Origin of the sequence: Rhodoferax sp. AJA081-3, assembly GCF_017798165.1 — a bacterium.
Classification (GTDB): domain Bacteria; phylum Pseudomonadota; class Gammaproteobacteria; order Burkholderiales; family Burkholderiaceae_C; genus Allorhodoferax.
The window spans coordinates 1,964,409-1,985,936 of the sequence record NZ_CP059068.1; the positions used below are offsets into that span (position 1 = coordinate 1,964,409).

21 protein-coding genes and 1 tRNA gene are annotated in these 21,528 nt (G+C 62.1%); 9 read left to right on the forward strand and 13 right to left on the reverse strand.

The annotated features are described in order from the left end of the window. The first annotated feature begins 20 nt into the window (after window positions 1-20). On the forward strand, window positions 21-917 hold the full coding sequence (locus tag HZ993_RS09150; RefSeq protein WP_209397279.1) for a FecR domain-containing protein: 897 nt from the start codon (window positions 21-23) through the stop codon (window positions 915-917). Window positions 918-939: 22 nt separating this feature from the next. On the opposite strand, the gene HZ993_RS09155 is transcribed toward HZ993_RS09150, so the two are convergent. From HZ993_RS09155 to HZ993_RS09180, 6 genes are all read right to left on the reverse strand, one after another. Beyond that, a complete protein-coding gene (locus HZ993_RS09155; RefSeq protein ID WP_209397280.1) occupies window positions 940-1,623 on the reverse strand; it encodes an HPP family protein in 684 nt (227 codons plus the stop codon). 3 nt (window positions 1,624-1,626) lie between these two features. Continuing rightward, a complete protein-coding gene (gene hemW, locus HZ993_RS09160) occupies window positions 1,627-2,796 on the reverse strand; it encodes a radical SAM family heme chaperone HemW (RefSeq protein ID WP_245213971.1) in 1,170 nt (389 codons plus the stop codon). Window positions 2,797-3,004: 208 nt separating this feature from the next. Continuing rightward, window positions 3,005-3,610 (reverse strand): RdgB/HAM1 family non-canonical purine NTP pyrophosphatase, encoded by a 606-nt coding sequence (gene rdgB, locus HZ993_RS09165; protein ID WP_209397281.1) that lies wholly within the window; start codon window positions 3,608-3,610, stop codon window positions 3,005-3,007. A 57-nt stretch (window positions 3,611-3,667) separates the two neighbouring features. Then, on the reverse strand, window positions 3,668-4,396 hold the full coding sequence (gene rph, locus HZ993_RS09170; RefSeq protein ID WP_209397283.1) for a ribonuclease PH: 729 nt from the start codon (window positions 4,394-4,396) through the stop codon (window positions 3,668-3,670). 87 nt (window positions 4,397-4,483) lie between these two features. Beyond that, on the reverse strand, window positions 4,484-5,398 hold the full coding sequence (locus HZ993_RS09175; RefSeq protein ID WP_209397284.1) for a PP2C family serine/threonine-protein phosphatase: 915 nt from the start codon (window positions 5,396-5,398) through the stop codon (window positions 4,484-4,486). A 76-nt stretch (window positions 5,399-5,474) separates the two neighbouring features. Then, complete coding sequence (locus tag HZ993_RS09180) at window positions 5,475-6,482, reverse strand: serine/threonine-protein kinase (RefSeq protein ID WP_209397286.1); 1,008 nt, start codon at window positions 6,480-6,482, stop codon at window positions 5,475-5,477. A 78-nt stretch (window positions 6,483-6,560) separates the two neighbouring features. On the opposite strand from HZ993_RS09180, the gene HZ993_RS09185 reads away from it, so the two are divergent. The 4 genes from HZ993_RS09185 (at window position 6,561) to HZ993_RS09200 (ending at window position 10,751) form a co-directional block, all read left to right on the forward strand. After that, window positions 6,561-7,475, forward strand: coding sequence for a YicC/YloC family endoribonuclease (locus HZ993_RS09185; protein WP_209397288.1), 915 nt, complete (start codon window positions 6,561-6,563; stop codon window positions 7,473-7,475). A 30-nt stretch (window positions 7,476-7,505) separates the two neighbouring features. Next, window positions 7,506-8,126 carry a guanylate kinase gene (gmk, locus tag HZ993_RS09190; RefSeq protein WP_209397290.1) on the forward strand — a complete coding sequence of 207 codons (621 nt, stop codon included), beginning with the start codon at window positions 7,506-7,508 and terminating at the stop codon, window positions 8,124-8,126. Between the two features lie 16 nt (window positions 8,127-8,142). Further along, window positions 8,143-8,346: a DNA-directed RNA polymerase subunit omega gene (gene rpoZ, locus HZ993_RS09195; RefSeq protein ID WP_209397292.1), complete on the forward strand. Its 204-nt coding sequence runs from the start codon at window positions 8,143-8,145 to the stop codon at window positions 8,344-8,346. Window positions 8,347-8,444: 98 nt separating this feature from the next. Then, a complete protein-coding gene (locus HZ993_RS09200; protein ID WP_209397294.1) occupies window positions 8,445-10,751 on the forward strand; it encodes a bifunctional (p)ppGpp synthetase/guanosine-3',5'-bis(diphosphate) 3'-pyrophosphohydrolase in 2,307 nt (768 codons plus the stop codon). A 7-nt stretch (window positions 10,752-10,758) separates the two neighbouring features. On the opposite strand, the gene greB is transcribed toward HZ993_RS09200, so the two are convergent. The 7 genes from greB to HZ993_RS09235 all read right to left on the reverse strand — a co-directional run bounded on the left by greB (window position 10,759) and on the right by HZ993_RS09235 (window position 18,112). Beyond that, on the reverse strand, window positions 10,759-11,328 hold the full coding sequence (gene greB / locus HZ993_RS09205; RefSeq protein ID WP_209397296.1) for a transcription elongation factor GreB: 570 nt from the start codon (window positions 11,326-11,328) through the stop codon (window positions 10,759-10,761). Between the two features lie 60 nt (window positions 11,329-11,388). After that, window positions 11,389-11,465, reverse strand: a tRNA-Arg gene (locus tag HZ993_RS09210). A 38-nt stretch (window positions 11,466-11,503) separates the two neighbouring features. After that, window positions 11,504-12,376: a 3-keto-5-aminohexanoate cleavage protein gene (locus tag HZ993_RS09215; protein ID WP_209397298.1), complete on the reverse strand. Its 873-nt coding sequence runs from the start codon at window positions 12,374-12,376 to the stop codon at window positions 11,504-11,506. Window positions 12,377-12,378: 2 nt separating this feature from the next. Further along, window positions 12,379-14,346, reverse strand: coding sequence for an acetyl/propionyl/methylcrotonyl-CoA carboxylase subunit alpha (locus HZ993_RS09220; RefSeq protein WP_209397300.1), 1,968 nt, complete (start codon window positions 14,344-14,346; stop codon window positions 12,379-12,381). Between the two features lie 135 nt (window positions 14,347-14,481). Further along, on the reverse strand, window positions 14,482-15,321 hold the full coding sequence (locus tag HZ993_RS09225; RefSeq protein ID WP_256440973.1) for an enoyl-CoA hydratase/isomerase family protein: 840 nt from the start codon (window positions 15,319-15,321) through the stop codon (window positions 14,482-14,484). A 2-nt stretch (window positions 15,322-15,323) separates the two neighbouring features. Then, window positions 15,324-16,475, reverse strand: coding sequence for an acyl-CoA dehydrogenase family protein (locus HZ993_RS09230; protein ID WP_209397304.1), 1,152 nt, complete (start codon window positions 16,473-16,475; stop codon window positions 15,324-15,326). Window positions 16,476-16,501: 26 nt separating this feature from the next. Next, window positions 16,502-18,112: an acyl-CoA carboxylase subunit beta gene (locus HZ993_RS09235; protein WP_209397306.1), complete on the reverse strand. Its 1,611-nt coding sequence runs from the start codon at window positions 18,110-18,112 to the stop codon at window positions 16,502-16,504. Between the two features lie 152 nt (window positions 18,113-18,264). Between HZ993_RS09235 and HZ993_RS09240 the strand changes: the two genes are divergently transcribed. The 4 genes from HZ993_RS09240 to HZ993_RS09255 all read left to right on the forward strand — a co-directional run bounded on the left by HZ993_RS09240 (window position 18,265) and on the right by HZ993_RS09255 (window position 21,494). Next, on the forward strand, window positions 18,265-18,561 hold the full coding sequence (locus tag HZ993_RS09240) for an SCP2 sterol-binding domain-containing protein (protein ID WP_209397308.1): 297 nt from the start codon (window positions 18,265-18,267) through the stop codon (window positions 18,559-18,561). Window positions 18,562-18,564: 3 nt separating this feature from the next. After that, entirely contained in the window at window positions 18,565-19,017 is a 453-nt protein-coding gene (locus HZ993_RS09245; protein ID WP_209397310.1) for a MerR family DNA-binding transcriptional regulator, read from the forward strand. Between the two features lie 86 nt (window positions 19,018-19,103). After that, on the forward strand, window positions 19,104-20,579 hold the full coding sequence (locus HZ993_RS09250) for a bifunctional diguanylate cyclase/phosphodiesterase (protein WP_209397312.1): 1,476 nt from the start codon (window positions 19,104-19,106) through the stop codon (window positions 20,577-20,579). 36 nt (window positions 20,580-20,615) lie between these two features. Further along, the gene (locus tag HZ993_RS09255) at window positions 20,616-21,494 is read left to right on the forward strand and encodes a PleD family two-component system response regulator (RefSeq protein ID WP_209397314.1); all 879 of its coding nucleotides are present in this window, start codon (window positions 20,616-20,618) and stop codon (window positions 21,492-21,494) included. Window positions 21,495-21,528 lie beyond the last annotated feature (34 nt).

Sequence of the window (21,528 nt, forward strand, 5' to 3'; positions counted from 1 at the left end):
CCGATTGCTGGAGCCATGCCATGAACCACTTCCTACAGCTCACGGGTTGCACACTTGCGGCCCTTGTACTTGCGAACGGTGTTGCCGCAGAGACCGCGGGCACTGTGTTGTTTGCGCAGCCCGGCACCCAGATCGTGGGCGAAACCGGTGTGGCCCGCGCGGCGGTGAAAGGGGATGTATTGCAAACGGGTGAGCGTTTGGTAACGCCGGCCGGGTCCATCTCCCAGGTGGTGCTGCCCGACGGCAGCCTGATCGGCATGCGCCCGGAATCCGAGCTCAAGATCACACCCGCGCTGGCCGGGTCTGGCAGCAAGGCACCGGTGGTGGGGCTGATCAGCGGCACCGCGCGGGTGATAGGCGCAGAGCTGATGGACAACAAGAAGATATCCAACTTCACACTGCAATCCGGCGCGGCCACGGTCAGCCTCAAGGGGGCAGACCTGGAGTCCGCCGTGGTCAAACCCGATGGCAAGCCCACAGGCCCCGCCGGTGCTCCGGGTGGTGCCGCCGCGCCCGGCAGTTACCAGCGTTTGCTGGTGGGCACGGCCAGTGTGGCGAACGGAAACCAGGTGGCGGCATTGGCACCCCAGCAGGTGAATTTTGTAGGGGGTGCAAACGCCGGGTCGGTGACGCTGGCCACCCCTGCGCAAAACGTGTTCGGCGGCAACCGCAGCAATCCGGCGCCGCAGTCTGGTGCCGGTGCGACGCACGGTGCAACTCCTGGTGGCAGAGGCGCTGCGAATATCAGCCCGGTCAATTCGCTGAACGTTGGCACCCCACCCGGCTTGGCCAGACCCGCTACGGCCATGCCACCGCTGTCTCCGATGGCGCCCAATGTCACCAACACCAGGGTTCCCGTGACAGTGCCAGCCGTCAGGCCCTGCACCCGTTTTATTGGCAAGACCTGCGTGCAGTAGGCTCCGGGCGCACCAAGCGGGGCTAGGTCCAGAGATCCAGCGGTGGGTCGGCCACCACGGCGCGCAGGATGTCGGATCGCGATACAAAACCAATGACACGGCCGTCATCGTCGGCCACCGGCAAACCGGGCAGACCCGAATCCAGCAGCACACGGGCCACACGGCGGATGTCGGCGTCGCTGGAGACGCTGGGCACGGGGGTCCACATCACGTCCACCACGCTTTGCGCCAGCATCTCGGCCCAGGCTTCGGAATGATCATTCGGCCCGGGCAGCCGCTCGGGCCGCAACAGCTCGGCGCGGGTGAAGAGGCCAATCAACAGACCCTGGGCATCCACCACAGGCGCCTGGCCCAGGTTGCCCTGCGCCAGCACCTGCCAGGCCTGCTCTACGGTAGACGTGTCGGCAATGGTGACCACGGCACTGCTCATGACCGCGTCGACACGGGTGAGCGGGTGGCGTGGCAGGCCGGGATTGCGGGTCTGCTCGTAGGCGGCCAGGGCGGTGCGGTGGGCCACGTCCACCGGTGCGGGTGGCGTCTGGGCGGGTAAGAGGTCGGCAAACCGGCTGGGGTTCTGGTCCTGCGGGTCCATGCCAATGGGCGCCACCACAGCGGTGCGGGTGGCCCGGGTGATGGGGCCCACCTGGCGCAGCTCTTCCAGCGTGCCCCTGAAGGTGCGACCAGCTTTGCCGTAGACCGAAAACATGGGCTATTTTTGCAGGAAAAGCGCCTGCAAGTCACTCAGAAAATCGTAACCTTTTACCGTGGGCCGCACGCGGGCAAAGTCCCGTTCGATCAGGCCCTTGCGCTCGGCCTCTTCCAGCGCACTGGCGATGGCGGTCACCGCCAGGCCGGTGCGCTCGGTGAAATCGCGCAGGCCAAAACCGTTGCGCAGACGCAGTGCGTTGAGCATGTATTCAAACGGCAGGTCGGCGCGCGCCACCTCATCGTCTTGTGCCACCGCATTGCCGGCCAGCGCGTGGTCCATGTACAGCCGTGGCTCCCTGAAGCGCACCTGGCGCACCACGCGGTGGGCAAAGCTGAGCTTGGTGTGCGCACCCGCGCCAATGCCCAGGTAATCACCAAACTGCCAGTAGTTGAGGTTGTGTTTGCAACGGTGGCCTTGTTTGGCATAGGCCGACACCTCATACCGCTCCAGCCCCGCCGCGCCGGTCAGGTCGGTGATGTGGTCCAGCATGGCGTAGGCCGTGTCGTCTTCCGGTATCACCGGCGGGAACTTGGCGAAGTAGGTGTTGGGCTCAATCGTCAGGTGGTAGATGGAGATATGGGGCGGCGCGAACGTCAGTGCCAGGGCCATGTCCTCCCCCGCCTGCTCCAGCGTCTGGCCGGGCAGCGCGTACATGATGTCCAGGTTGAAGGTGTCAAACGACTGCGCGGCCTCTTCCACCGCCGCCAGCGCCTGCGCGCGGTCGTGCACACGGCCCAGGGCTTTCAGGTGTGCATCGTTAAAACTCTGCACACCGATGGACAGACGCGTGACACCCGCCTGGCGGAAGGCTCGGAAGCGGTCCTTCTCAAACGTGCCGGGGTTGGCCTCCATCGTGATCTCGCAGTTGGCCTCCAGCTTGAGCCGCGCACGGATGTCGCCCAGCAGCCGGTCAATCGTGGCCGGCGCAAACAGGCTTGGCGTGCCGCCGCCGATAAAGATGCTGTGGATGCTGCGGCCCCAGATCAGCGGCAAGGCGGCTTCCAGGTCGGCAATCACCGCGTCCACATACCGCTGCTCGGGCAGTTCACCACTGCCGGGTTGTTCGTGCGAGTTGAAATCGCAGTAGGGGCACTTCTTCAGGCACCAGGGCAGGTGCACGTACAACGACAGCGGCGGCAGCGCGGCCAGCTGCAGCGTGCCGGGGCGCATGTAGTGCTGGATGTCGTGCACCACAGCCGCATCCTGCGTGGTATTCGCGAGCTTGATCGGAATCACGCCCACACCCCAGGAGCCTGGGCGGCAGAGCGTTTTGCGCAGGTAAAAGGAGGAGACCGCAACGCGGGCGGGGGACACGGAGCAAAACGCTCTGCCGCCCAGGCTCCTGGCGAGCGCAAAGCTGCCGGCATAGTGCTGCTCTTCATGACGCCAGCCAGTGCTCACGAATCAGCGCCGACATGGCTTTGGCCGAACGCCCCCGGTGGCTATGAGCATTCTTCACCTCATTCGGCAACTGCGCAAAGGTCTGCCCAAATTCGGGTATCCACATTACCGGGTCAAAGCCAAAACCATTGCTGCCCAGCCGCTCCCGCGCAATCTCGCCCACCACCCGGCCCACGGCAATCAGCGGCTCAGGGTCGTCCGCACTGCGCACGGCCACCAGCGTGCTGACCATGGCAGCGCGGCGGTTGTCGATGTGGCGCATCTGCTCCAACAGGGCCAGCACATTGTTGTCGTCACTTTTTTCATAGCCGTACTGCGTGGCGTAGTAGGCCGTATCCACCCCCGGCAGTCCACCAAAGGCGTCTACGCACAGGCCAGCGTCATCGGCCAGCGCGGGCAGACCGGTGTGGCGCGCGGCATTGCGCGCCTTGGTCAGCGCGTTCTCCACAAACGTGCGGTAGGGCTCGGGCGCCTCGGGCACACCCAGCTCGCCCTGGGGCACCAGCGTGCAGCCCAGCGGTGTCAGCATGGCCTGCAACTCGGCCAGTTTGCCCTTGTTGTTGGATGCGAGAACGATTTTCATAAAAGTCTTCTAAGCATTTTGAGGCTGTAGCCCCCGATAAATATGACGATATCGCTATTAAATTGATAGTGAACGCTGCTGTAGGTCCATCAGCTCGGTGATGCCCTTTTCGGCTAGGCTCAGCAGTTTGTCCATCTCGGCGCGGGTAAAGGCTACGCCTTCCGCGGTGCCCTGCACTTCGACAAAATGGCCGGCGCCGGTCATCACCACATTCATGTCGGTGTCGCACGCGGAGTCTTCGGTGTATTCCAGGTCCAGCAGCGGTGTGCCCTGCACAATGCCCACGCTGATGGCGGCCACTGCTGCGGTGATGGGTGACTCGGTGATCTTGCCGGCCTTCAGCAAACCATTCACGGCGTCTTGCGCCGCGACAAAGGCGCCGGTGATGGCAGCGGTGCGCGTGCCACCGTCGGCCTGGATCACATCGCAGTCCAACTGGATGGTGCGTTCGCCCAGCTTCTTCAGATCAAACACGGCGCGCATGGAGCGGCCGATCAGGCGTTGGATCTCCTGCGTGCGGCCGCTTTGTTTGCCGCGCGCGGCTTCGCGGTCGCTGCGGGTATGGGTGGCGCGGGGCAACATGCCGTATTCAGCCGTCACCCAACCCTCGCCGCTGCCGCGCTTGTGCGGCGGTACACGTTCTTCGACCGACGCGGTGCACAAGACCTTGGTGTTGCCAAACTCGATCAGCACCGAACCTTCGGCGTGGATGGTGAAGCTGCGGGTGATACGCACGGGGCGCAATTGGTCGGCTGCGCGGGCGCTGGAGCGGGCAAATTCGGTCATAGATATCCCAAAAGAAAACTGTAAAAGCAAAAAACGGCGCAGCAGCTATGCCCGCGCCGTTTGTGGTGGTGAGCGCGGCGGCGGCTACTACGCCTTGCGGGCAGCAGAGCGGCGGATGGCCTCGTTGATCTCGGCGATGGAGCGTTCAATGGCTTCATCGTCCAGATCGTCCACCGTGGAGTCCAGCCAACCGGCCTGCACGGTAGAGGCAAACACGCCGTCGTCAATGGAATCGGTGGAGATGCTGCCGCGGGTGGATTCAAACGAATCGGGCGTCTCCCACTCCATGGCGATCACGGTTACGTTGTCACTGTTGGCGCCGGCCTTGAGCAGTGCGCGCTCCACCAGCTCGGGTGCGGCGGTGCCAACGGGTTTTTGGCCCAATTGGTAGACGATGTCAGCATCTTCCAGGCTGCCCCACAGGCCATCCGAACAGAGAAGGATGCGGTCGCCCTGCTGCAGCTGCACCGGGCCGGTCACATCAAACACGGGTTTGGTCGGCGAGCCCAGGCAGGTGTACAACACGTTGCGGTTGAACTTGTCGGGCAGCGGCACGTCGGGCTTGGCGTCTTGGTGCTGCTCTATATAAGAGTGGTCACGCGTGCGGGCCAGCAGTTCACCATGGCGCACAAAATACAGGCGCGAATCGCCACAGTGCACCCAGTGGGCTGCGCTGCCTTGCACAATACACGCCACCAGTGTGGTGCGGGGCGTGTCCATCAAATGCTTCTCCGCGGCGTAGCGCAGGATCTGGCGGTGGGCGGCCATGATGGCCATGTTGAAGAAGGCCTTGGGGTCCTCGATCTCGGGCTTGGCCTCTTTCTGGTACAGCGCGGAGATGGTTTGCAGCACCATCTGGGCCGCTACTTCACCCTCAGGGTGGCCACCCATGCCGTCGGCCAGCAAAAACAAGCCAGACGCCTTGGTATAGCAATACCCCATGCGGTCTTCGTTCTTCTCGCGGCCGCCCTTGCGGCTGATCTGGAATACAGAGAATTTCATATTGACCTTCGCAGAGCCGCCTCAAGGAGGTCAACGCCCCCGCGGGGGGCAGGGAACGTAGTGAGCGTGGGGGCTGTCATTTCGGTTTGACACCCACGTTAGAGACACCCAACACACTGCGTTTGGTGTCGGTCACCATGGTGTCAAACTGCATGCGCACTTTTTCACCCACGCTCAACTTGGTGTAACGGCGCTCGCCCTCACGGCTCAACTCTTTTTGCAAGGCAAAGACGGATTGCGGCCGGGACAGCGGGTCCAGCGACATGCACCACTCCACCACCTCGATGAGGTTGTCGGAATAGACGCCGCGCAGGCGGGCCAGTGCGACGGCAATGCGGTCCTTCTCCAGGCGCTGCGGTGCTTCGTTGGGCGGAAAGCCCTGCATGCAGGCATAAATACAGGCGCCAATGGCGTAAATGTCGGTCCACGGGCCCATGGAGGCGTCGCGGCGGTACATCTCGGGCGCGGCGAAGCCGGGTGTGTACATGGGGCGGATGAAGTTGCCTTCTTTGCTCAGCACTTCGCGCGCGGCGCCAAAGTCGATCAGCACGGACTTGTTGTCGTCGGTGATGAAGATATTGGCCGGCTTGATGTCCAGGTGCAGCATCTTGTGCTGGTGCACGATGCGCAGACCGCGCAGGATTTCGTCAAACAGGGAGCGGATGGTGGACTCGCGGAACACCTTGCTTTGCTTGAGGTCGCGCGCAGTGACGATGAAGTCCTGCAGGGCGGCGCCCTCCAGGTAGTTCATGACCATATAAACCGTTTCGTTCTCGCGGAAGAAGTTCAGCACACTGACCACCGACGGGTGGGAGATTTGCGCCAGCGAGCGGCCTTCTTCAAAAAAGCTCTTCAAACCCAGGCGGTACAACGACAGTTTTTCGGGCTGGACCTGGGGCAGCAGTTCGCCGGGTGCTCGGGTAGCCAGCGACGAGGGCAGGTATTCCTTGACGGCCACACGCTGGCCATCGGCGTCCAGCGCCAGGTACACCAATCCGAAGCCGCCCGCTGCCACTTTGCGAATGACGCGGTAGCCGCCAATGGTGGTGTCGGGGGGTAGGGGTGCTGGTTTGACCTTCGACATAAATTAAGAGTTACACGCCTGTCTGATCCGTCTGAACCGGGTTATTCTCAGGGCCGTTTCATGAACCGAGAATAAGCAATGCCAGTTTATAGCATGACAGGTTACGCCAGTGCACAGCACAGCACAGGCGCCACCACACCCGACGGCGAGGCCAAAGCCCCTGCCGGACAACTGGGTCTGGAGATACGCTCGGTCAACAGCCGTTTCCTTGACCTGTCGTTCCGCCTGCCCGAAGATTTGCGCCAGTTTGAGCCAGCCTTGCGTGACCTGCTGGTAGGCGCCCTGAAGCGCGGCAAGGTCGAGGTGCGCGCCTCCATCGAGATGCAGGCCGCCAGCACCATAGCCGAACCTTCGCCCCGCATGCTGCAACGCCTGAATGCCGTGCAAGACAACGTCAAGGCCTGGCTGCCCACCGCCACGCCGCTGAGCGTGGCCGATGTGATACGCCTCTCCAGCGCCGAGCAAACCGGCTCATATGACTGGGCCGCTGTGGTGGTGCCCCTGGCCGACAAGGCACTGAAAGCCCTGCTGGATTCACGCAAGCGTGAAGGCGCCCGCCTGTCCACCATGCTGCTGGACCACTTGAGCCAGTTGCGCGCCCTGGCACAACAGGCCGTTCCGCTGATCCCCCAACTTGTGGAGCAAAACCGGCAGAAATTCCTGGCCCGCTGGAAAGAGGCCATGGCGCTGACGGACGGCGCCACCCTGCCCGAGGCGGCGCAGGACCGGGCACTGACCGAGGCCACGGCCTTTGCCATCCGCATCGACGTGGCGGAAGAGATCACGCGGCTGAGCTCTCACCTGGACGAAATCGAACGCCTGATCAACAAAGGCGGCGAGATCGGCAAACGGCTGGACTTTTTGATTCAGGAGCTGCACCGCGAGGCCAACACCATGGGTTCCAAGTCTGCCGCGCTGGAGTTGACCCATATCTCGGTAGATATGAAGGTGCTGATCGAGCAGATGCGCGAGCAGGTTCAGAACATAGAATAGGGCGATCTTCAAACCGCCGCTGCGCCCGTTATGGACTACCCCGGTAATCTTTTTGTCGTCGCCGCCCCCAGTGGGGCTGGAAAATCGAGTCTGGTCAAGGCCCTGCTGGAGCTGGATTCCCACTTGCAGCTGTCGGTGTCGCACACAACGCGGCAGCCACGGGGCCAGGAAAAGCACGGGCGTGACTACTTTTTTGTCTCCGAGCAGGAATTTGACGCCATGGTCGCCGCCAACAGTTTCGTGGAATGGGCCAAGGTCCACGACAACCGCTACGGCACCTCCAAGCGCGCCATCGAAGACCGCATAGCCCAGGGCGCCGACGTGATACTGGAAATCGACTACCAGGGCGCCATCCAGATCAAAAGCATCTTCGCCAATGCCATCTCCATTTTCATCCTGCCACCCAGCTGGGAAGAGCTGCGCTCCCGGCTGGAACGCCGGGGCGAGGATGCGCCCGAAGTGATAGACGTGCGCATGAAAAACGCCGCAATCGAGGTCGCCCAGGCCGGGAAATTCGACTTCGTTATAATCAACGAGCTGTTTGACCGTGCGCTTTTCGATTTGAAGGCCATTGTTCACTCCCAGCGGCTCAAATTTGCAGCGCAGCGTCGTGCCCGAGCCGAAACATTCAAAGCGTTGCTTATCCCCTAGTCTTTCGGAGAACTCCATGGCCCGTATTACTGTAGAAGACTGCCTGGTGCAGATTCCCAACCGTTTCCAATTGGTGCTGGCGGCCACTTACCGCGCCCGCATGCTGAACCAGGGCCACACGCCCAAGATCGAGAGCAAGAACAAGGCTGGTGTGACCGCCCTGCGCGAAATCGCTGCAGGCAAGATCGGCATTGAAATGCTGAAAAAAGTCCCCCTCTGAGCCTTGGCGCTCCCCAAAAAGCACCGCATGCGGTGCTTTTTTTTGGCCTATTGGCGGGTTGGGCCGCCAATGTTTTTAGGGCACGCTACATTTACACCATGGGTACCCCTGTCAAACCACCACCGCGCAAAGACGTTTCCACCGCGGGCGCCAGTGCCGAGTCCGTGCTGGACCCGGCCGTTGCCAACGCTGCAGCCAATGCCGCAGCCGCCAGTTTTGCCGGGCTGGTGTCCAAGCTGGACTACCTATCGCCCGAAGACCTGGAGAAGGTGCGCCAAGCCTACCGTTTTGCCGACGAGGCCCACCTGGGCCAGTTGCGCAACAACGGCGAGCCCTATATCACCCACCCGATTGCCGTGGCCGCCCAGTGCGCAGAGTGGAAGATCGACGCCCAGGCGCTGATGGCGGCCCTGCTGCACGATTCACTGGAAGACTGCGGCGTCACCAAGATCGAGTTGATCGAACGTTTTGGCTCGCCGGTGGCGGAGCTGGTGGATGGCCTAACCAAGCTGGACAAGCTGCAGTTCAACACCCGCGAAGAAAACCAGGCCGAATCTTTCCGCAAGATGCTGCTGGCCATGGCGCGCGATGTACGCGTGATCCTGATCAAGCTGGCCGACCGCTCCCACAATATGCGCACCTTGGGCGACGTGCCGCGCAGCAAGTGGGGTCGCATCGCATCCGAAACGCTGGAAATCTACGCCCCCATCGCCCACCGCCTGGGCCTGAACCAGACCTACCGCGAGCTACAGGACCTGTCGTTCCGTTACCTGAAACCCTGGCGCTACACCACGCTGTCCAAGGCCGTCACCAAGGCCCGCAGCCGCCGACGCGACCTGATCCAGAAGGTGGACAAGGAAGTGGAAGCCGCCTTTGCCGCCGCTGGCATCCAGGTGCGTATTGCGGGACGCGAGAAAACGCTGTACTCCATCTACAAAAAAATGGACAGCAAACACCTGAGCTTTGCCCAGGTGACCGACATCTACGGTTTTAGGGTGATTGTGCCAACCGTTATCGACTGTTACACGGCGTTAGGCGTATTGCACCAGTTGTACAAGCCATTGCCCGGCAAGTTCAAAGACCATATTGCCATTGCCAAGCTCAACGGTTACCAGTCCCTTCACACCACGTTGGTGGGTCCGTCCGGCGTGAATGTGGAGTTCCAGATGCGCACCGAGGCCATGCATGTGGTGGCCGAATCTGGTGTGGCGGCGCATTGGTTGTACAAGGTAAACAACCCGGAAGACGCGCCATCCGACCGACTGGGCACCAAATGGCTGCAATCCCTGCTCGATATTCAGGACGAAACCCGGGACGCTGGCGAGTTCTGGGACCATGTGAAGGTGGACCTTTTCCCCGACGCGGTGTATGTGTTCACACCCAAGAGCCAGATCATGGCCATGCCACGCGGCGCAACCATTGTGGATTTCGCCTACGCCATCCATAGCAACGTCGGTGATCGCACCGTATCTGCACGCATCAATGGCGAACAGGTTCCGTTACGCACCGAACTCAAAAATGGCGACGTTGTCGAAGTATTGACCGAGCCCATGGCCACGCCCAACCCGGCCTGGCTGGGTTTTGTGCGCACGGGGCGTGCCCGCTCCAAGATTCGCCACCACCTGAAGACCATGGCGCACACCGAGTCCGAAGAACTGGGCGAAAAGTTGCTGGTGCAGGCCCTGCGGGCAGAGGGCATAGACCTGTTCCCGGATGCAGAGCTGGACCCCATTTACGAACCGATTTGGGAGAAATTGCTGCGTTTTACCGGCAGCAAGAATCGCCAAGAGTTGTTGACCGATATTGGCCTGGGCAAACGCATCGCCCATATCGTCGCCAAACGCCTGGTGCATTTGCTGGCCGACAGCGGACAAAAACCCGACGCGCTGTTGCTGACACGCGAACGTTTTACCGCCCACGAGTCCACTTCCCAGGGCTCCATCACTCTGGATGGCAGCGAAAACGCTTCCGTGCAATTTGCCACCTGTTGCCGGCCGATACCGGGCGACAGCATCGTCGGTTACCTGGGCCGCGGCGAAGGCCTGGTGGTGCATGTGCACGATTGCCCGGTGGCCAAAAAGCTGTTGTACAAAGACAGCGAGCGGTTTATCAACGTGGACTGGTCCGACGAGCCGGTGCGCTCGTTCGAAACCGGCGTCATGGTCACCGCCAAAAATGGAAAAGGTGTGCTGGCCAAGGTGGCGGCGGCGCTGGCCGCTGCGGAGGCCGACATCGTGCACATCGACATGGGCAGCGAAGGCGCGCAGGAAGATGTGGATTTCCGTTTTGTAATTGGCGTGCGCGACACGGCGCATCTTGCAGTCGTGCTGCGCAACCTGAGCCGCACGGCGTCGGTGATGCGGGCGGAGCGCCGCAAGGTGGCGGTGCCCAATTACGGGGGCTGAGGATCTTTTAACTAACTTCGGGCGCCGGGTAGCTGACCTTCAGGACCTCAATCTCTTCCACCTTGCCAGGCATCACCAGCTTGAGCACGTCACCCGTCTGGGCCTTGAGCAGGGTGCGGGCGATGGGCGAAATCCAACTCACCTCGCCCTGCGCGCTATTGGCCTCGTCAATGCCCATGATGGTCACGGTGCGCTCCTCACCCGATTCGTCCGCATAGGTCACGGTGGCGCCAAAAAAAATCTGGTCGTTGCCGTGGTGGACGGATGGGTTGGTGACTTCGGCAATTTCCAGGCGTTTGGTCAGAAAACGAATACGGCGGTCGATCTCGCGCAGGCGTTTTTTGCCGTACAGGTAGTCGCCATTCTCGGAGCGGTCGCCATTGCTGGCAGCCCAGAACACGGCCTCGACGATTTTGGGACGCTCGTTGTCCATCAGGTCCAGCCACTCGTTGCGCAGCGCGGCGTAGCCTTTGGGGGTGATGTAGTTCTTGCCGCCACCGGGAATGGGGGGCAGTTGCAGATCGTCGTCATCGCCGTCTGCGTTGTTGTCGGACTCTTTGGTGAAAGCCTTGCTCATGGGCAACCCGGTCTGGATATGAAAAAGCCCTAGAACATTGCTGTTCTAGGGCAATCCATTTGGTGCGGCTGGCAGGAATTGAACCCACGACCCCTTGGTTCGTAGCCAAGTACTCTATCCAACTGAGCTACAGCCGCTAAGCAAAAAATTATAGCACAGGTTTTTGGGACCGCTTTTAGGTTTTCAAACCCAACATGGCGCGGGCCTCCTGCGGGCTGGCAATGGCACGGCCTGCGCGCTGGGCGCATTGGGCCAATTCGGCAATCAGGGCGCCATTGCCACTGGCCCGTTCACCATTGGGTAGATAGAAAGTATCTTCCAGGCCGGTGCGTAACATGCCACCCAAGTCTGCCGTCTTCTGGTGCACGGGCCAGATCTCGGACCGGCCTATCAGCGTGGCCTGCCAGACGCTGTTGGGCGCCATCCATTGGGGCAACAGGGCCAGCAGGTCGGCGTCGCAGGGCATGCCAGAGGCCACGCCCATGACAAGGTTGTATTCGGCGCGGCCCATCTCGGGCTTGAGCATGCCGGCCTTGATGTACATGCCCACCGAGCGCACGATGCCCACGTCAAAACATTCGAACTCCGGGTGGGTGCCGCACTCGGCCATCACGTCCAGAAACTGCTGGACCTTGGCGACAGGATTGTCAAACACCATAGGCGGCCAGGCCCACTGGCCATCTTCCTTGATCTTCAAATAATTCAGGCTGCCGGCATTACATGCGGCGATCTCGGGTTTGACGCGACGTATACAGGCCAGAGGACCAGATATGTCCTTGCCAACAACACCCGTCGTCAGGTTGATGATGACGCCGGGGCAGGCTTCGCGGATGGCGCCTGTGACCGAAGCCATGACCTCCGGGTCCCACGACGGCAGATGGCCCATGCCCTCCTCCTGGTTGCGCACATGCACATGCATTACCGAAGCACCGGCGTTGAAGGCGTCGCGCGCTTCGGCCGCCATTTGTGCGGGGGTGACTGGCACCGGGTGCTGCTTGGGGTTGGTCAGCACGCCGGTCAGCGCGCAGGTCAGTATGGCTTTTTCCATTTTTATGTTTCCTTCTTTTGTGTTGGAGCGATGTCCAGTTCCACCAGCAGCGCGCCCGATTCCACCTGCTCACCAGCCTTGGCGTGCACGGCCTGCACCACGCCAGCAGCTTCGGCGCAGAGCCACATTTCCATCTTCATGGCTTCCACACACAGCAGTTGCTGGCCGGCCTGCACCGCGGCGCCCGGCGACACCAGCACCTGGGTAACCTTGCCGGCCACCGGTGAACGGGCCTTGCTGGCGTCCTTGCGTGTATCGGCATCCGGGAAGGGTGAGACCTCGGCGAATACATACGTGTGCCCGTCCAGCGCCAGGTGCAGCGTGGTGCCGGCAAACACGGCAATGGCATTGCGGGTGACGCCGTCCACTGCATAGCGCAACCGGCCCTGCGCAAACTCCAGCCCCTGGGCGTCCTGGGTCGCGCCATCCAAGGTGAGCGCCACGCCACCCTGGCGGTCCGGGCGCACACGGATGCTGCGCACCGGCTCACCGCATTGCAGCTTCAGATCAAAAGCGGCCACGCTGTTGGCGCGCCAACTGTTTCCGGCACGCATCGCCATGGCCATCGCGGCGACGCGCCACACCTCGTCGCCTGGCACCGGCGCCTGCAACAGCGCCTCGCCCTTATCCAACCATTGGTCGATCAATGTGGTTGTCATCTCCGCCTTGCGGAAGGCCGGGTGGTCCACCAGGTCGCTCAGGAAGCGGCCGTTGTTTTTCAAGCCCAGCAAGGGCGTGTTGGCCAGGGCCGCGCGCAGGCGGCGGATGGCATCGTCGCGGTCACGGCCATGGACAATGATCTTGGCAACCATGGGGTCGTAATACGGCGAGACCACACTACCCTGGGCAATGCCGTCATCCACGCGTACACCAGCATGCAGGGCGTTCGCGGGCTGCCACCACAACACGGTGCCGGTTTGCGGCGCAAAGCCGGTGTAGGGGTCTTCTACATACAGGCGGGCCTCGATGGCGTGGCCGGTCAATGTGATGTCGGCCTGCTGGGCGGGTAAGGGTTCTCCCGCCGCCACACGCAATTGCCATTCCACCAGGTCGTAGCCCGTCACCATTTCCGTCACCGGGTGCTCCACCTGCAAGCGGGTGTTCATCTCCAGAAAGTAGTGGTTCAGCTTGTCATCTACGATGAACTCCACCGTGCCCGCACCGCGGTAGCCAACGGCCAGCGCGGCGGCCACGGCATCCTGGCCCATGGCGGCGCGCATGGCGGGTGTGACCACCGGCGACGGCGCTTCTTCAATGACCTTCTGGCGACGGCGCTGGGCCGTGCAGTCGCGCTCGCCCAGGTAAACCGCGTTGCCATGGGCGTCGGCGAAGACCTGAATCTCGATATGGCGGCCGTTGTCGATGAGACGCTCCAGCATCAGCGTGCCGTCGCCAAAGGCGCTGGAGGCTTCGCGGCGTGCGCCTTCAATACCTTGCTGCAATTCAGCTTGGGCGCGCACCAGGCGCATGCCGCGCCCGCCGCCACCGGCCACAGCCTTGACCAGCAACGGGTAACCCAACTTCTCGGCCTCGGCGGTCAACACCGCGTCGCCCTGATCCGCTCCGAGGTAACCCGGTGCGCAGGGCACACCGGCGTCCAACATGCGACGCTTGGCCAGTGCCTTGTCGCCCATGGCTTGAATGGCGCTGGCGGGCGGGCCGATAAAGACCAGATCTGCATCGACGCAGGCCTGTGCAAAGCCCGCGTTTTCGCTCAGGAAGCCATAACCCGGATGCACGGCGTCCGCACCGGTCTTGCGTGCGGCCTCCAGGAGGGTGTCGATACGCAGATAGGACTCGGCCGCCGGCGACGCGCCAATATGTACGGCCTCATCTGCCAGCGCCACATGGGGGGCATTGCGGTCCGCATCGCTGAACACGGCCACCGTGCGATAACCTAGCTTGCGCGCGGTGCGGATGACGCGGCAAGCGATCTCCCCGCGGTTTGCGATCAAAATCTTGCTAAACATCGAACACCTTCCTAAGAGTCTGGGTGGTAGAGCGCTTTGCGTAGGTAAAGGAGGAGCCCGCGCAGCGGGCCGGGGACACGCAGCAAAGCGCTCCGCCGCCCAGACTCCACGCGCAACTCTGTGTGTTGAAACGTCTCATGCTGGTACCCAACTCGGTTTGCGCTTTTGCATAAAGGCGGCGATGCCCTCCAACCCCTCGGGGCCTTTGGCAGCGCGGGAAAAGATGGCTGCGGCAGCTTGGACCAGATCCTGCGGTTCGCGCAGCCGGGCCTGGGCCATCAGCGCCTTGGTGTCAGCCAGTGCGCCGGGTGCGCAGGCCAGGATGTCGGCCAACACTTTGTCCAGCTCCGTTTGCAGATCGGCCGTATCGACCACAGCATGCACCAGCCCCAGGCGCAAGGCAGCGGCCGCATCCAGCCGGCCACCGGTTACCGCAAGGCGTTTGGCCTGCGAATAACCCAGGCGCTCGACCAGAAAAGGCGCGATCTGCGCCGGCACCACGCCCAGCGAGGTCTCGGGCAGCCGGAACTGCGCTGTCTCGCTGGCGATGGCTACATCGGCCACACAGGCCAGGCCAAAACCGCCGCCCATCACCGTGCCTTCCAGCACTGCCACCACGGCCAGTGGTGTCCGCGCATAGGCCACGCAGAGTTCGCCGAATGCGGCGTTGACTTCTGCAATGGGGTCCATTCCATCGGTGGGCGCCTGCAGGGCACGCATGCGGGCACCCGCCATGTCCTTCAAATCGGCCCCGGCGCAGAAATGGCCACCAGCACCGCGCAGCACCACCACACGCACCGCATCGGGCGTGCCGCTGGTGGCTTCCGCGTCGCGCAGCACCTGGCGCAGCTCGGCCACCATCTGCAGCGACATCGCATTGCGTGCGTCTGGGCGGTTTAAGCGAATATGCAGGGTAGCCCCCGTCCGTTCTGATTGAACAGCTACCAAATTCATAGCATTTGTCGCAACTTGCATATTCACGCTTTACCGGGCAGGGTGCCTTCAAACTTGCAGATGATGCCCAGCATGATCTCGTCCGCACCGCCGCCAATCGAGATCAAGCGGCCATCGCGGTAGGACTGGGCGATAGGGTTGTCGGCGGTGAAGCCCATGCCACCCCAATACTGCAAGCAGCTGTCGGCCACCTCGCGGCTCAAACGCCCGGCCTTGAGCTTGGCCATGGAGGCCAGTCGGGTCACATCCTTGCCACCCACGTACTGCTCCACCGCACGGTAGGTCAAGGCGCGTAGGGCTTCCACCTCGGTGCGCAGCTCGGCCAAGCGGAAGTGCACGACCTGGTTGTGCAGGATGGGTTTGCCAAACGTCTGGCGTTGGCGCGTGTATTCAATGGTCTGGTCAATGAGCCGATCCAGCGAACGCAGACAACCGGCCGCGCCATACAGGCGCTCTTCCTGGAACTGCAGCATCTGCAGCATGAAACCCATGCCCTCCTGGCCGATCAGGTTCTTCTGCGGCACACGCACGTTGTCAAAGAAGAGTTGTGCCGTATCGCTGGAGTGCATGCCGATCTTCTCGATCTTCTGGCGCGTCACGCCAGGGCTGTCCAGGCGCACCACGATCATCGATTTATTCTTGTGCGCAGCACCTTCTGACGTGTTGGCCAGCAGGCAGCACCAGTCAGCCTGCATGCCATTGGTAATCCACATCTTGGAGCCGTTGATGATGTAGTCGTCACCATCCTTGCGGGCCGTGGTCTTCAGCGCTGCCACGTCCGAGCCACCACCTGCCTCGCTGACTCCCACACAACCCACCATGTCGCCGGCAATGCTGGGTGCCAGAAACTCATGGCGCAACGCGTCGCTGCCAAAACGAGCCAGTGCGGGTGTGCACATATCCGTCTGCACACCAATGGCCATGGGCACACCGCCGGCACTGCATTCACCCAGCGCCTCGGCCATGACCATGGAGTAGCTGAAGTCCAGCCCCAGGCCACCGAACTCGGTGGGGTATTTGATGCCCAACAGGCCCAGGTCACCCATCTTCTTGAACAACGCGTGGGCGGGGAAGATGCCTGCTGCTTCCCATGCGGGCAGGTTGGGGTTGATTTCTTTCGCAACAAATTTGCGGACCGTGTCGGCGATTTGTTCGTGCTCGGGGGTGAATTTCATGGTGGTGTTCTGGTGTGGGTTTGGGTTTACATGCGGGCAACGCCGAAGGTATTGGGATGCAGCTTGCGCTGCTCGGCCTCGGCCGCCAGCGCCAAACCCAGCCCGAGAATGCGGCGCGTATCACGCGGGTCGATGATGCCGTCGTCCCACAGGCGGGCCGTGCCAAACAGCGCGGCCGACTCCTTGTCCAGCCGCAGGCGCAGGCCGTCGGACATGGCAGCCAGGGCCTCTTCATTGGCCTCCATACCGCTGCGCTCGATCTTGGCGCGGTTGACGATATCCATGACCTTGGCCGCCTGCGCCCCACCCATGACCGCCGTGCGCGCCGTGGGCCAGGCAAATATGAAACGCGGGTCGAATCCGCGACCGCACATGCCGTAGTTGCCAGCGCCGTAAGAGCCACCCAGTACAAAGGTGAACTTGGGCACCCGCGCATTGGCAACCGCCTGGATCATCTTGCTGCCGTGTTTGATGGCGCCGCCCCTCTCCGCCGCCGAACCCACCATATAACCCGTGGTGTTCTGCAAAAAGACCAGCGGTGTGCCACTCTGGTCACACAGCTGGATGAACTGCGCGGCCTTGGTCGAACCCGTGGGTTGTATCGGTCCGTTGTTGCCCAGTATGCCGACCAGGTGGCCCTGCACACGGGCGTGGCCACACACCGTCTCGGCACCGTATTCGGCCTTGAATTCCAGAAAGTCCGAGCCATCGACCAGGCGGGCGATGACTTCGCGCACGTCGTAGGGTTCGCGCTCGTCGGCGGGCACTATGCCCATCAACTCCTGTTCATCAAACAGTGGCTCGGCGAACGCGGCTGCCGCTGGCACCGTGTCCCACCGCAGCTTGTCCATCACTTCGCGTGCCATGGCGATGGCGTGGGCATCGTCTTCACACAGGTATTCACCCAGGCCGGTGACCTGGGCATGGGTTTCGGCGCCGCCCAGTTCGTCTTCCGTGCAGTCTTCGCCAATGGCAGCCTTGACCAGCGGTGGCCCGGCCAGAAAGATATTGGAGCGACCGCGCACCAGAATCACATAGTCCGACAGACCTGGCAAATACGCGCCACCTGCCGTGGACGAACCATGCACCACCGCAATCTGCGGCAGGCCCATGGCCGACATACGCGCCTGGTTGGCAAAGGTGCGTCCACCGTCAATAAAGATCTCGGCTTGGTACATCAGGTTGGCACCACCGCTCTCTACCAGCGAGATCAGGGGCAGTTTGTTCTCTTGTGCAATCTGCTGCACGCGCAGTCCTTTTTTCAGACCCATGGGCGCCACGGTGCCGCCTTTGACGGCGCTGTCGCTGGCGGAAATGATGCAGCGCTTGCCGGCCACCACACCAATACCAACAATGGAGCCACCGCCCATCACCGACTTCTTGCCGTCGTCATCGTGCATGTTCAGCCCGGCCAGGCGGCTGATCTCCAGAAACGGCGTGCCGCGGTCCAGCAGGCGGGCGACCCGCTCCCGTGGCAGCAACTGCCTGCGCTTCTCAAACTTGTCGCGTTTGGATTCGGATTCGGCAATCACCAGCCCCTCCAGGCGCTGGACTTCGGCCAGCAGACCCAACATGCGTTTGGCATTGGCAGCGAAGGCGTCGGAGGTGGGCTTTATCTTGGAACGGATGGCAGGCATTGGCAAAAGTCCTTGCGGTGGTGTCTGGCATTAGACGGCATGGTTACGTTAACGTCAACATAGTGCCGCATAGGTGTTTTCACTGATGTTTAGGTGATACTAGCCAGATACGATGCGATTCCATCACCCTGACCACACAAGGAATCTCTTTTATGAACCTCGAAGCCTGCACCCAAGCCATCCGCACCAAGGTCGGCGCCGACAGCGGCCTGAACGCCACACTCAAGTTTGATTGCGGCGCCGATGGCGTCATTCGTATCGACGGTGCCTCCACCCCCAACACCGTGACCAATGACAACGTGGACAGCGACTGCACCGTGGGCATCACGTTGGAGAACCTGAACGCCCTGCTCAGCGGCGACCTGGAGCCCACCACCGGCTTTATGGCCGGCAAGCTCAAGGTCAGTGGCGACATGGGTGTGGCCATGCGCCTGCAACGCGTGATCTGACCGATGTCCGCAAAGGACGCGCGGGCCTTTGTCGACTCGCACCGCGACGAGGCCACCACCGAACTTTTTGGTATCACCGAGTTGTGCCGCGAGTTCGGCATCACGCTGCGCGCGCTGCGTTTTTACGAAGACAAGGGCCTGCTCGCACCCCGGCGCATCAATGGTGCACGCGTCTACACGCGGCGTGACCGCGCCCGTCTGGCGCTGATCCTGCGGGCCAAGGCGATTGGCTCACCACTCTCCGAGATCAAGCGTTACCTCGACCTGTATGGCCACCAGGGTGAGGGGCGCACCCAGCAGCTGAACTACGTCATCGAGCGCACCGACGCCGAGATTGCCGAGCTAGAGAAGAAACGCGCCCAGATCGACGAGACCCTGGCCGAGCTGCGCGTCATCAACCATTACTCCCGCACCCAGCTGGAAGCCCGCCAGCGCGCCGACGCCAAAAACGGATAGCGCCAAAGCGTTTGGCTGCGGCCGGAAACTGGCTATGATGCCTTGGTGCCGTCCCTGCGCAAAGCCACCCTTCTCTACGCGAGTCAATGAACACCTGGTCCGCCCTTGCCGCTGCCAGCCTGCTCATTGCTTTGGCCATGGCTGCGCTGTATTGGCGTGAACGCCGCACCCGGCAACGCCTGACCGAGGAACGGGACGAACTTGAAAAGCAGCTGCTGACCAAAGGCGGCGGCGATGCACTCACCGGGCTGATGGCCCGTGGCATGTTTGACGCCGCCATGGTCAAAAAAGCACAAGAAGTCGACCGCGGTGGCGGCACCTTCTGCGTGTTGTACGTGGCCCTGGACAATTTTGTGATGCTCAACGATGCCTTCGGCAGTGAGACCGGTGATCGCATGCTCAAAGAAGTGGCGCGACGGCTGACCTTGGCTGACGGTAAAAAGACACGCGCCTGTTACGTGTCGGTTGGCGAGTTTGCGCTTTTTGTTGACGGCGACCACCGCAGTGCCCGCAAGTCTGCGCAGCGTGTCTCCGACGCCTTGACCATACCCTTCACCTTTGATGCCATACGCGCCCAGCTCACCTGCTCCATTGGCGTGGCGGTGTACCCCGAGCATGGCGCCATTGGCAAGCTGCTGGGCAATGCAGCGCTAGCCATGCGCAGTGTCAAGTTCAACGGCGGCAGCGATTTCTGCCTGTACGACCCCAAGATGGGCGTGGAGGTGCGGGAACAGGCCCTGCTGTTCAACGACTTGCGCAGTGCGCTGGAGAAAGGCGAGTTCGAGCTGTACTTCCAGCCCAAGATCGACGCCATCAGCTTGCAGGTTACGGGGGCGGAGGCGCTTCTCCGCTGGCACCACTCCGAACGCGGCCTGATCAGCCCCGTGGTCTTCATCCCCCTGGCCGAGCAGTATGGATTGATTGGCCCCATTGGCGGCTGGGTGATAGAAGAAGCCTGCCGCAAGGCCGCCCGCTGGCGCGAACACGGCCTGCGCATGCGGGTGGCGGTCAATATCTCGGGTTACCAAATGCGCGAAGACGACCTGGTGGAACGCATCACGGCGGCTCTGCAACGCCATGGCATCCAGCCGGACCGGTTCACCTGCGAGATCACCGAATCCGTCGCAATGGAAGACACCAAGGTCACACAGCAGACCTTTGAGAAGATGCGCAACGCTGGCTTCCATGTGTCCATCGACGACTTTGGCACCGGTTACTCCAGCCTGGCCGCGCTGCGCAAGCTGCCCGCCGCCGAGTTAAAAATCGACCGAGCCTTTGTGTCCGACCTGGAAGAAAGCGAAGACGCCCGCTCCATCGCCCAATCCATCGTCAACATGGCCACCGCCCTGAACCTGCGCGTGGTCGCCGAAGGGGTAGAAACGCCCGGGCAGCGCGACCTGCTGGTGGCCATGGGTTGCAACGAGCTCCAGGGCTTCCTGTTTTCCCTGCCCATGCCCGCCTATGAGCTGGAGCGCCTGGCGCTGGACGTGGACAACAAGCCGGACGAGATGGAGTTCCGCAAATCACTTTTCTCCGAAACTTATCTGGGAAAATTACACTGACACCCCCTCCTCCCGTTCGAACCATAAGGCAGTGCCATGAGTTTTTTTGACCGCTTCAGAACCCTGACCAAAAAAGAAGATCCCAGACCCGACTCTGCGTTAGCCAGCCCCATACAAGCCGCCATAGAACGGCGACTGCGCAAACGCAAGAACGCGCGCCAAGGGGCCACGGCTTTGATCATCGACGACTCGCCCACCGTGGTGGCCGCCTTGCGCAAAATCCTGCGTTCTGCGGGTTACATCACCCAGGATGCGGGTGACGCCGAGCAGGGCCTGGCCCTGCTGACCCAGACCAAAGTCGACATCATTTTTCTGGACATTGTGTTGCCCGGCATGAACGGTTTCAGCGCCCTGCGCGCCATCCGCAAAGACCCCGCCACCCAGCAGATCCCCGTCATCATGATCAGCGGCAACGAACACGCCACCGAGCAGTTTTATGCCAACCGCATCGGTGCCGATCTGTTCATGAAGAAACCCTTCTCGCGCTACGAGGTTTTCGCCCATATCGAGATGCTGCTGGATGCCAACCGCGAACTGCGCCGCAAGCCTGTGGGCGCGCCAAGCGCTGCACCAGCCGCTGCTGCGGCAGACGTGCAGGAAGAAATGATCCAGACACTGCCCAGCCCGCGGTCGGCCACATCGTTGGTTATGCCCTCGGGTGGCAACAGCCTGCCCGTGCTGGACGCCCAGACGCAGTGGCCCGAACTGGAAGCCCGCAAACAACTCACCGCCATGGGGCTGCAGTACTTTGACCAGGCCCAGTTTGTGTCCGCCATCCAGCGGGGTGACCAGTTGGCGGTTGCGCTGTTTGTAGCGGGCCAGGGTGTGTCAAAGGATACGGTGGTGGATGGCAAAACGCCGCTGGCGCTGGCACAAGAGTTGGGCAAAGCAGAGGTGATCGATTTGTTGCGCTGACGACCATGCCGTCGTACGATGGCTCGTCCACGAC

Excerpts from the sequence above, each read along its gene's own strand:
- HZ993_RS09150 (WP_209397279.1), top strand. The coding sequence starts at position 21 with ATGAACCACTTCCTACAGCTCACGGGTTGCACACTTGCGGCCCTTGTA.
- HZ993_RS09155 (WP_209397280.1), bottom strand. The coding sequence starts at position 1,623 with ATGTTTTCGGTCTACGGCAAAGCTGGTCGCACCTTCAGGGGCACGCTG.
- hemW (WP_245213971.1), bottom strand. The coding sequence starts at position 2,796 with ATGCGCCCCGGCACGCTGCAGCTGGCCGCGCTGCCGCCGCTGTCGTTG.
- rdgB (WP_209397281.1), bottom strand. The coding sequence starts at position 3,610 with ATGAAAATCGTTCTCGCATCCAACAACAAGGGCAAACTGGCCGAGTTG.
- rph (WP_209397283.1), bottom strand. The coding sequence starts at position 4,396 with ATGACCGAATTTGCCCGCTCCAGCGCCCGCGCAGCCGACCAATTGCGC.
- HZ993_RS09175 (WP_209397284.1), bottom strand. The coding sequence starts at position 5,398 with ATGAAATTCTCTGTATTCCAGATCAGCCGCAAGGGCGGCCGCGAGAAG.
- HZ993_RS09180 (WP_209397286.1), bottom strand. The coding sequence starts at position 6,482 with ATGTCGAAGGTCAAACCAGCACCCCTACCCCCCGACACCACCATTGGC.
- HZ993_RS09185 (WP_209397288.1), top strand. The coding sequence starts at position 6,561 with ATGCCAGTTTATAGCATGACAGGTTACGCCAGTGCACAGCACAGCACA.
- gmk (WP_209397290.1), top strand. The coding sequence starts at position 7,506 with ATGGACTACCCCGGTAATCTTTTTGTCGTCGCCGCCCCCAGTGGGGCT.
- rpoZ (WP_209397292.1), top strand. The coding sequence starts at position 8,143 with ATGGCCCGTATTACTGTAGAAGACTGCCTGGTGCAGATTCCCAACCGT.
- HZ993_RS09200 (WP_209397294.1), top strand. The coding sequence starts at position 8,445 with ATGGGTACCCCTGTCAAACCACCACCGCGCAAAGACGTTTCCACCGCG.
- greB (WP_209397296.1), bottom strand. The coding sequence starts at position 11,328 with ATGAGCAAGGCTTTCACCAAAGAGTCCGACAACAACGCAGACGGCGAT.
- HZ993_RS09215 (WP_209397298.1), bottom strand. The coding sequence starts at position 12,376 with ATGGAAAAAGCCATACTGACCTGCGCGCTGACCGGCGTGCTGACCAAC.
- HZ993_RS09220 (WP_209397300.1), bottom strand. The coding sequence starts at position 14,346 with ATGTTTAGCAAGATTTTGATCGCAAACCGCGGGGAGATCGCTTGCCGC.
- HZ993_RS09225 (WP_256440973.1), bottom strand. The coding sequence starts at position 15,321 with ATGCAAGTTGCGACAAATGCTATGAATTTGGTAGCTGTTCAATCAGAA.
- HZ993_RS09230 (WP_209397304.1), bottom strand. The coding sequence starts at position 16,475 with ATGAAATTCACCCCCGAGCACGAACAAATCGCCGACACGGTCCGCAAA.
- HZ993_RS09235 (WP_209397306.1), bottom strand. The coding sequence starts at position 18,112 with ATGCCTGCCATCCGTTCCAAGATAAAGCCCACCTCCGACGCCTTCGCT.
- HZ993_RS09240 (WP_209397308.1), top strand. The coding sequence starts at position 18,265 with ATGAACCTCGAAGCCTGCACCCAAGCCATCCGCACCAAGGTCGGCGCC.
- HZ993_RS09245 (WP_209397310.1), top strand. The coding sequence starts at position 18,565 with ATGTCCGCAAAGGACGCGCGGGCCTTTGTCGACTCGCACCGCGACGAG.
- HZ993_RS09250 (WP_209397312.1), top strand. The coding sequence starts at position 19,104 with ATGAACACCTGGTCCGCCCTTGCCGCTGCCAGCCTGCTCATTGCTTTG.
- HZ993_RS09255 (WP_209397314.1), top strand. The coding sequence starts at position 20,616 with ATGAGTTTTTTTGACCGCTTCAGAACCCTGACCAAAAAAGAAGATCCC.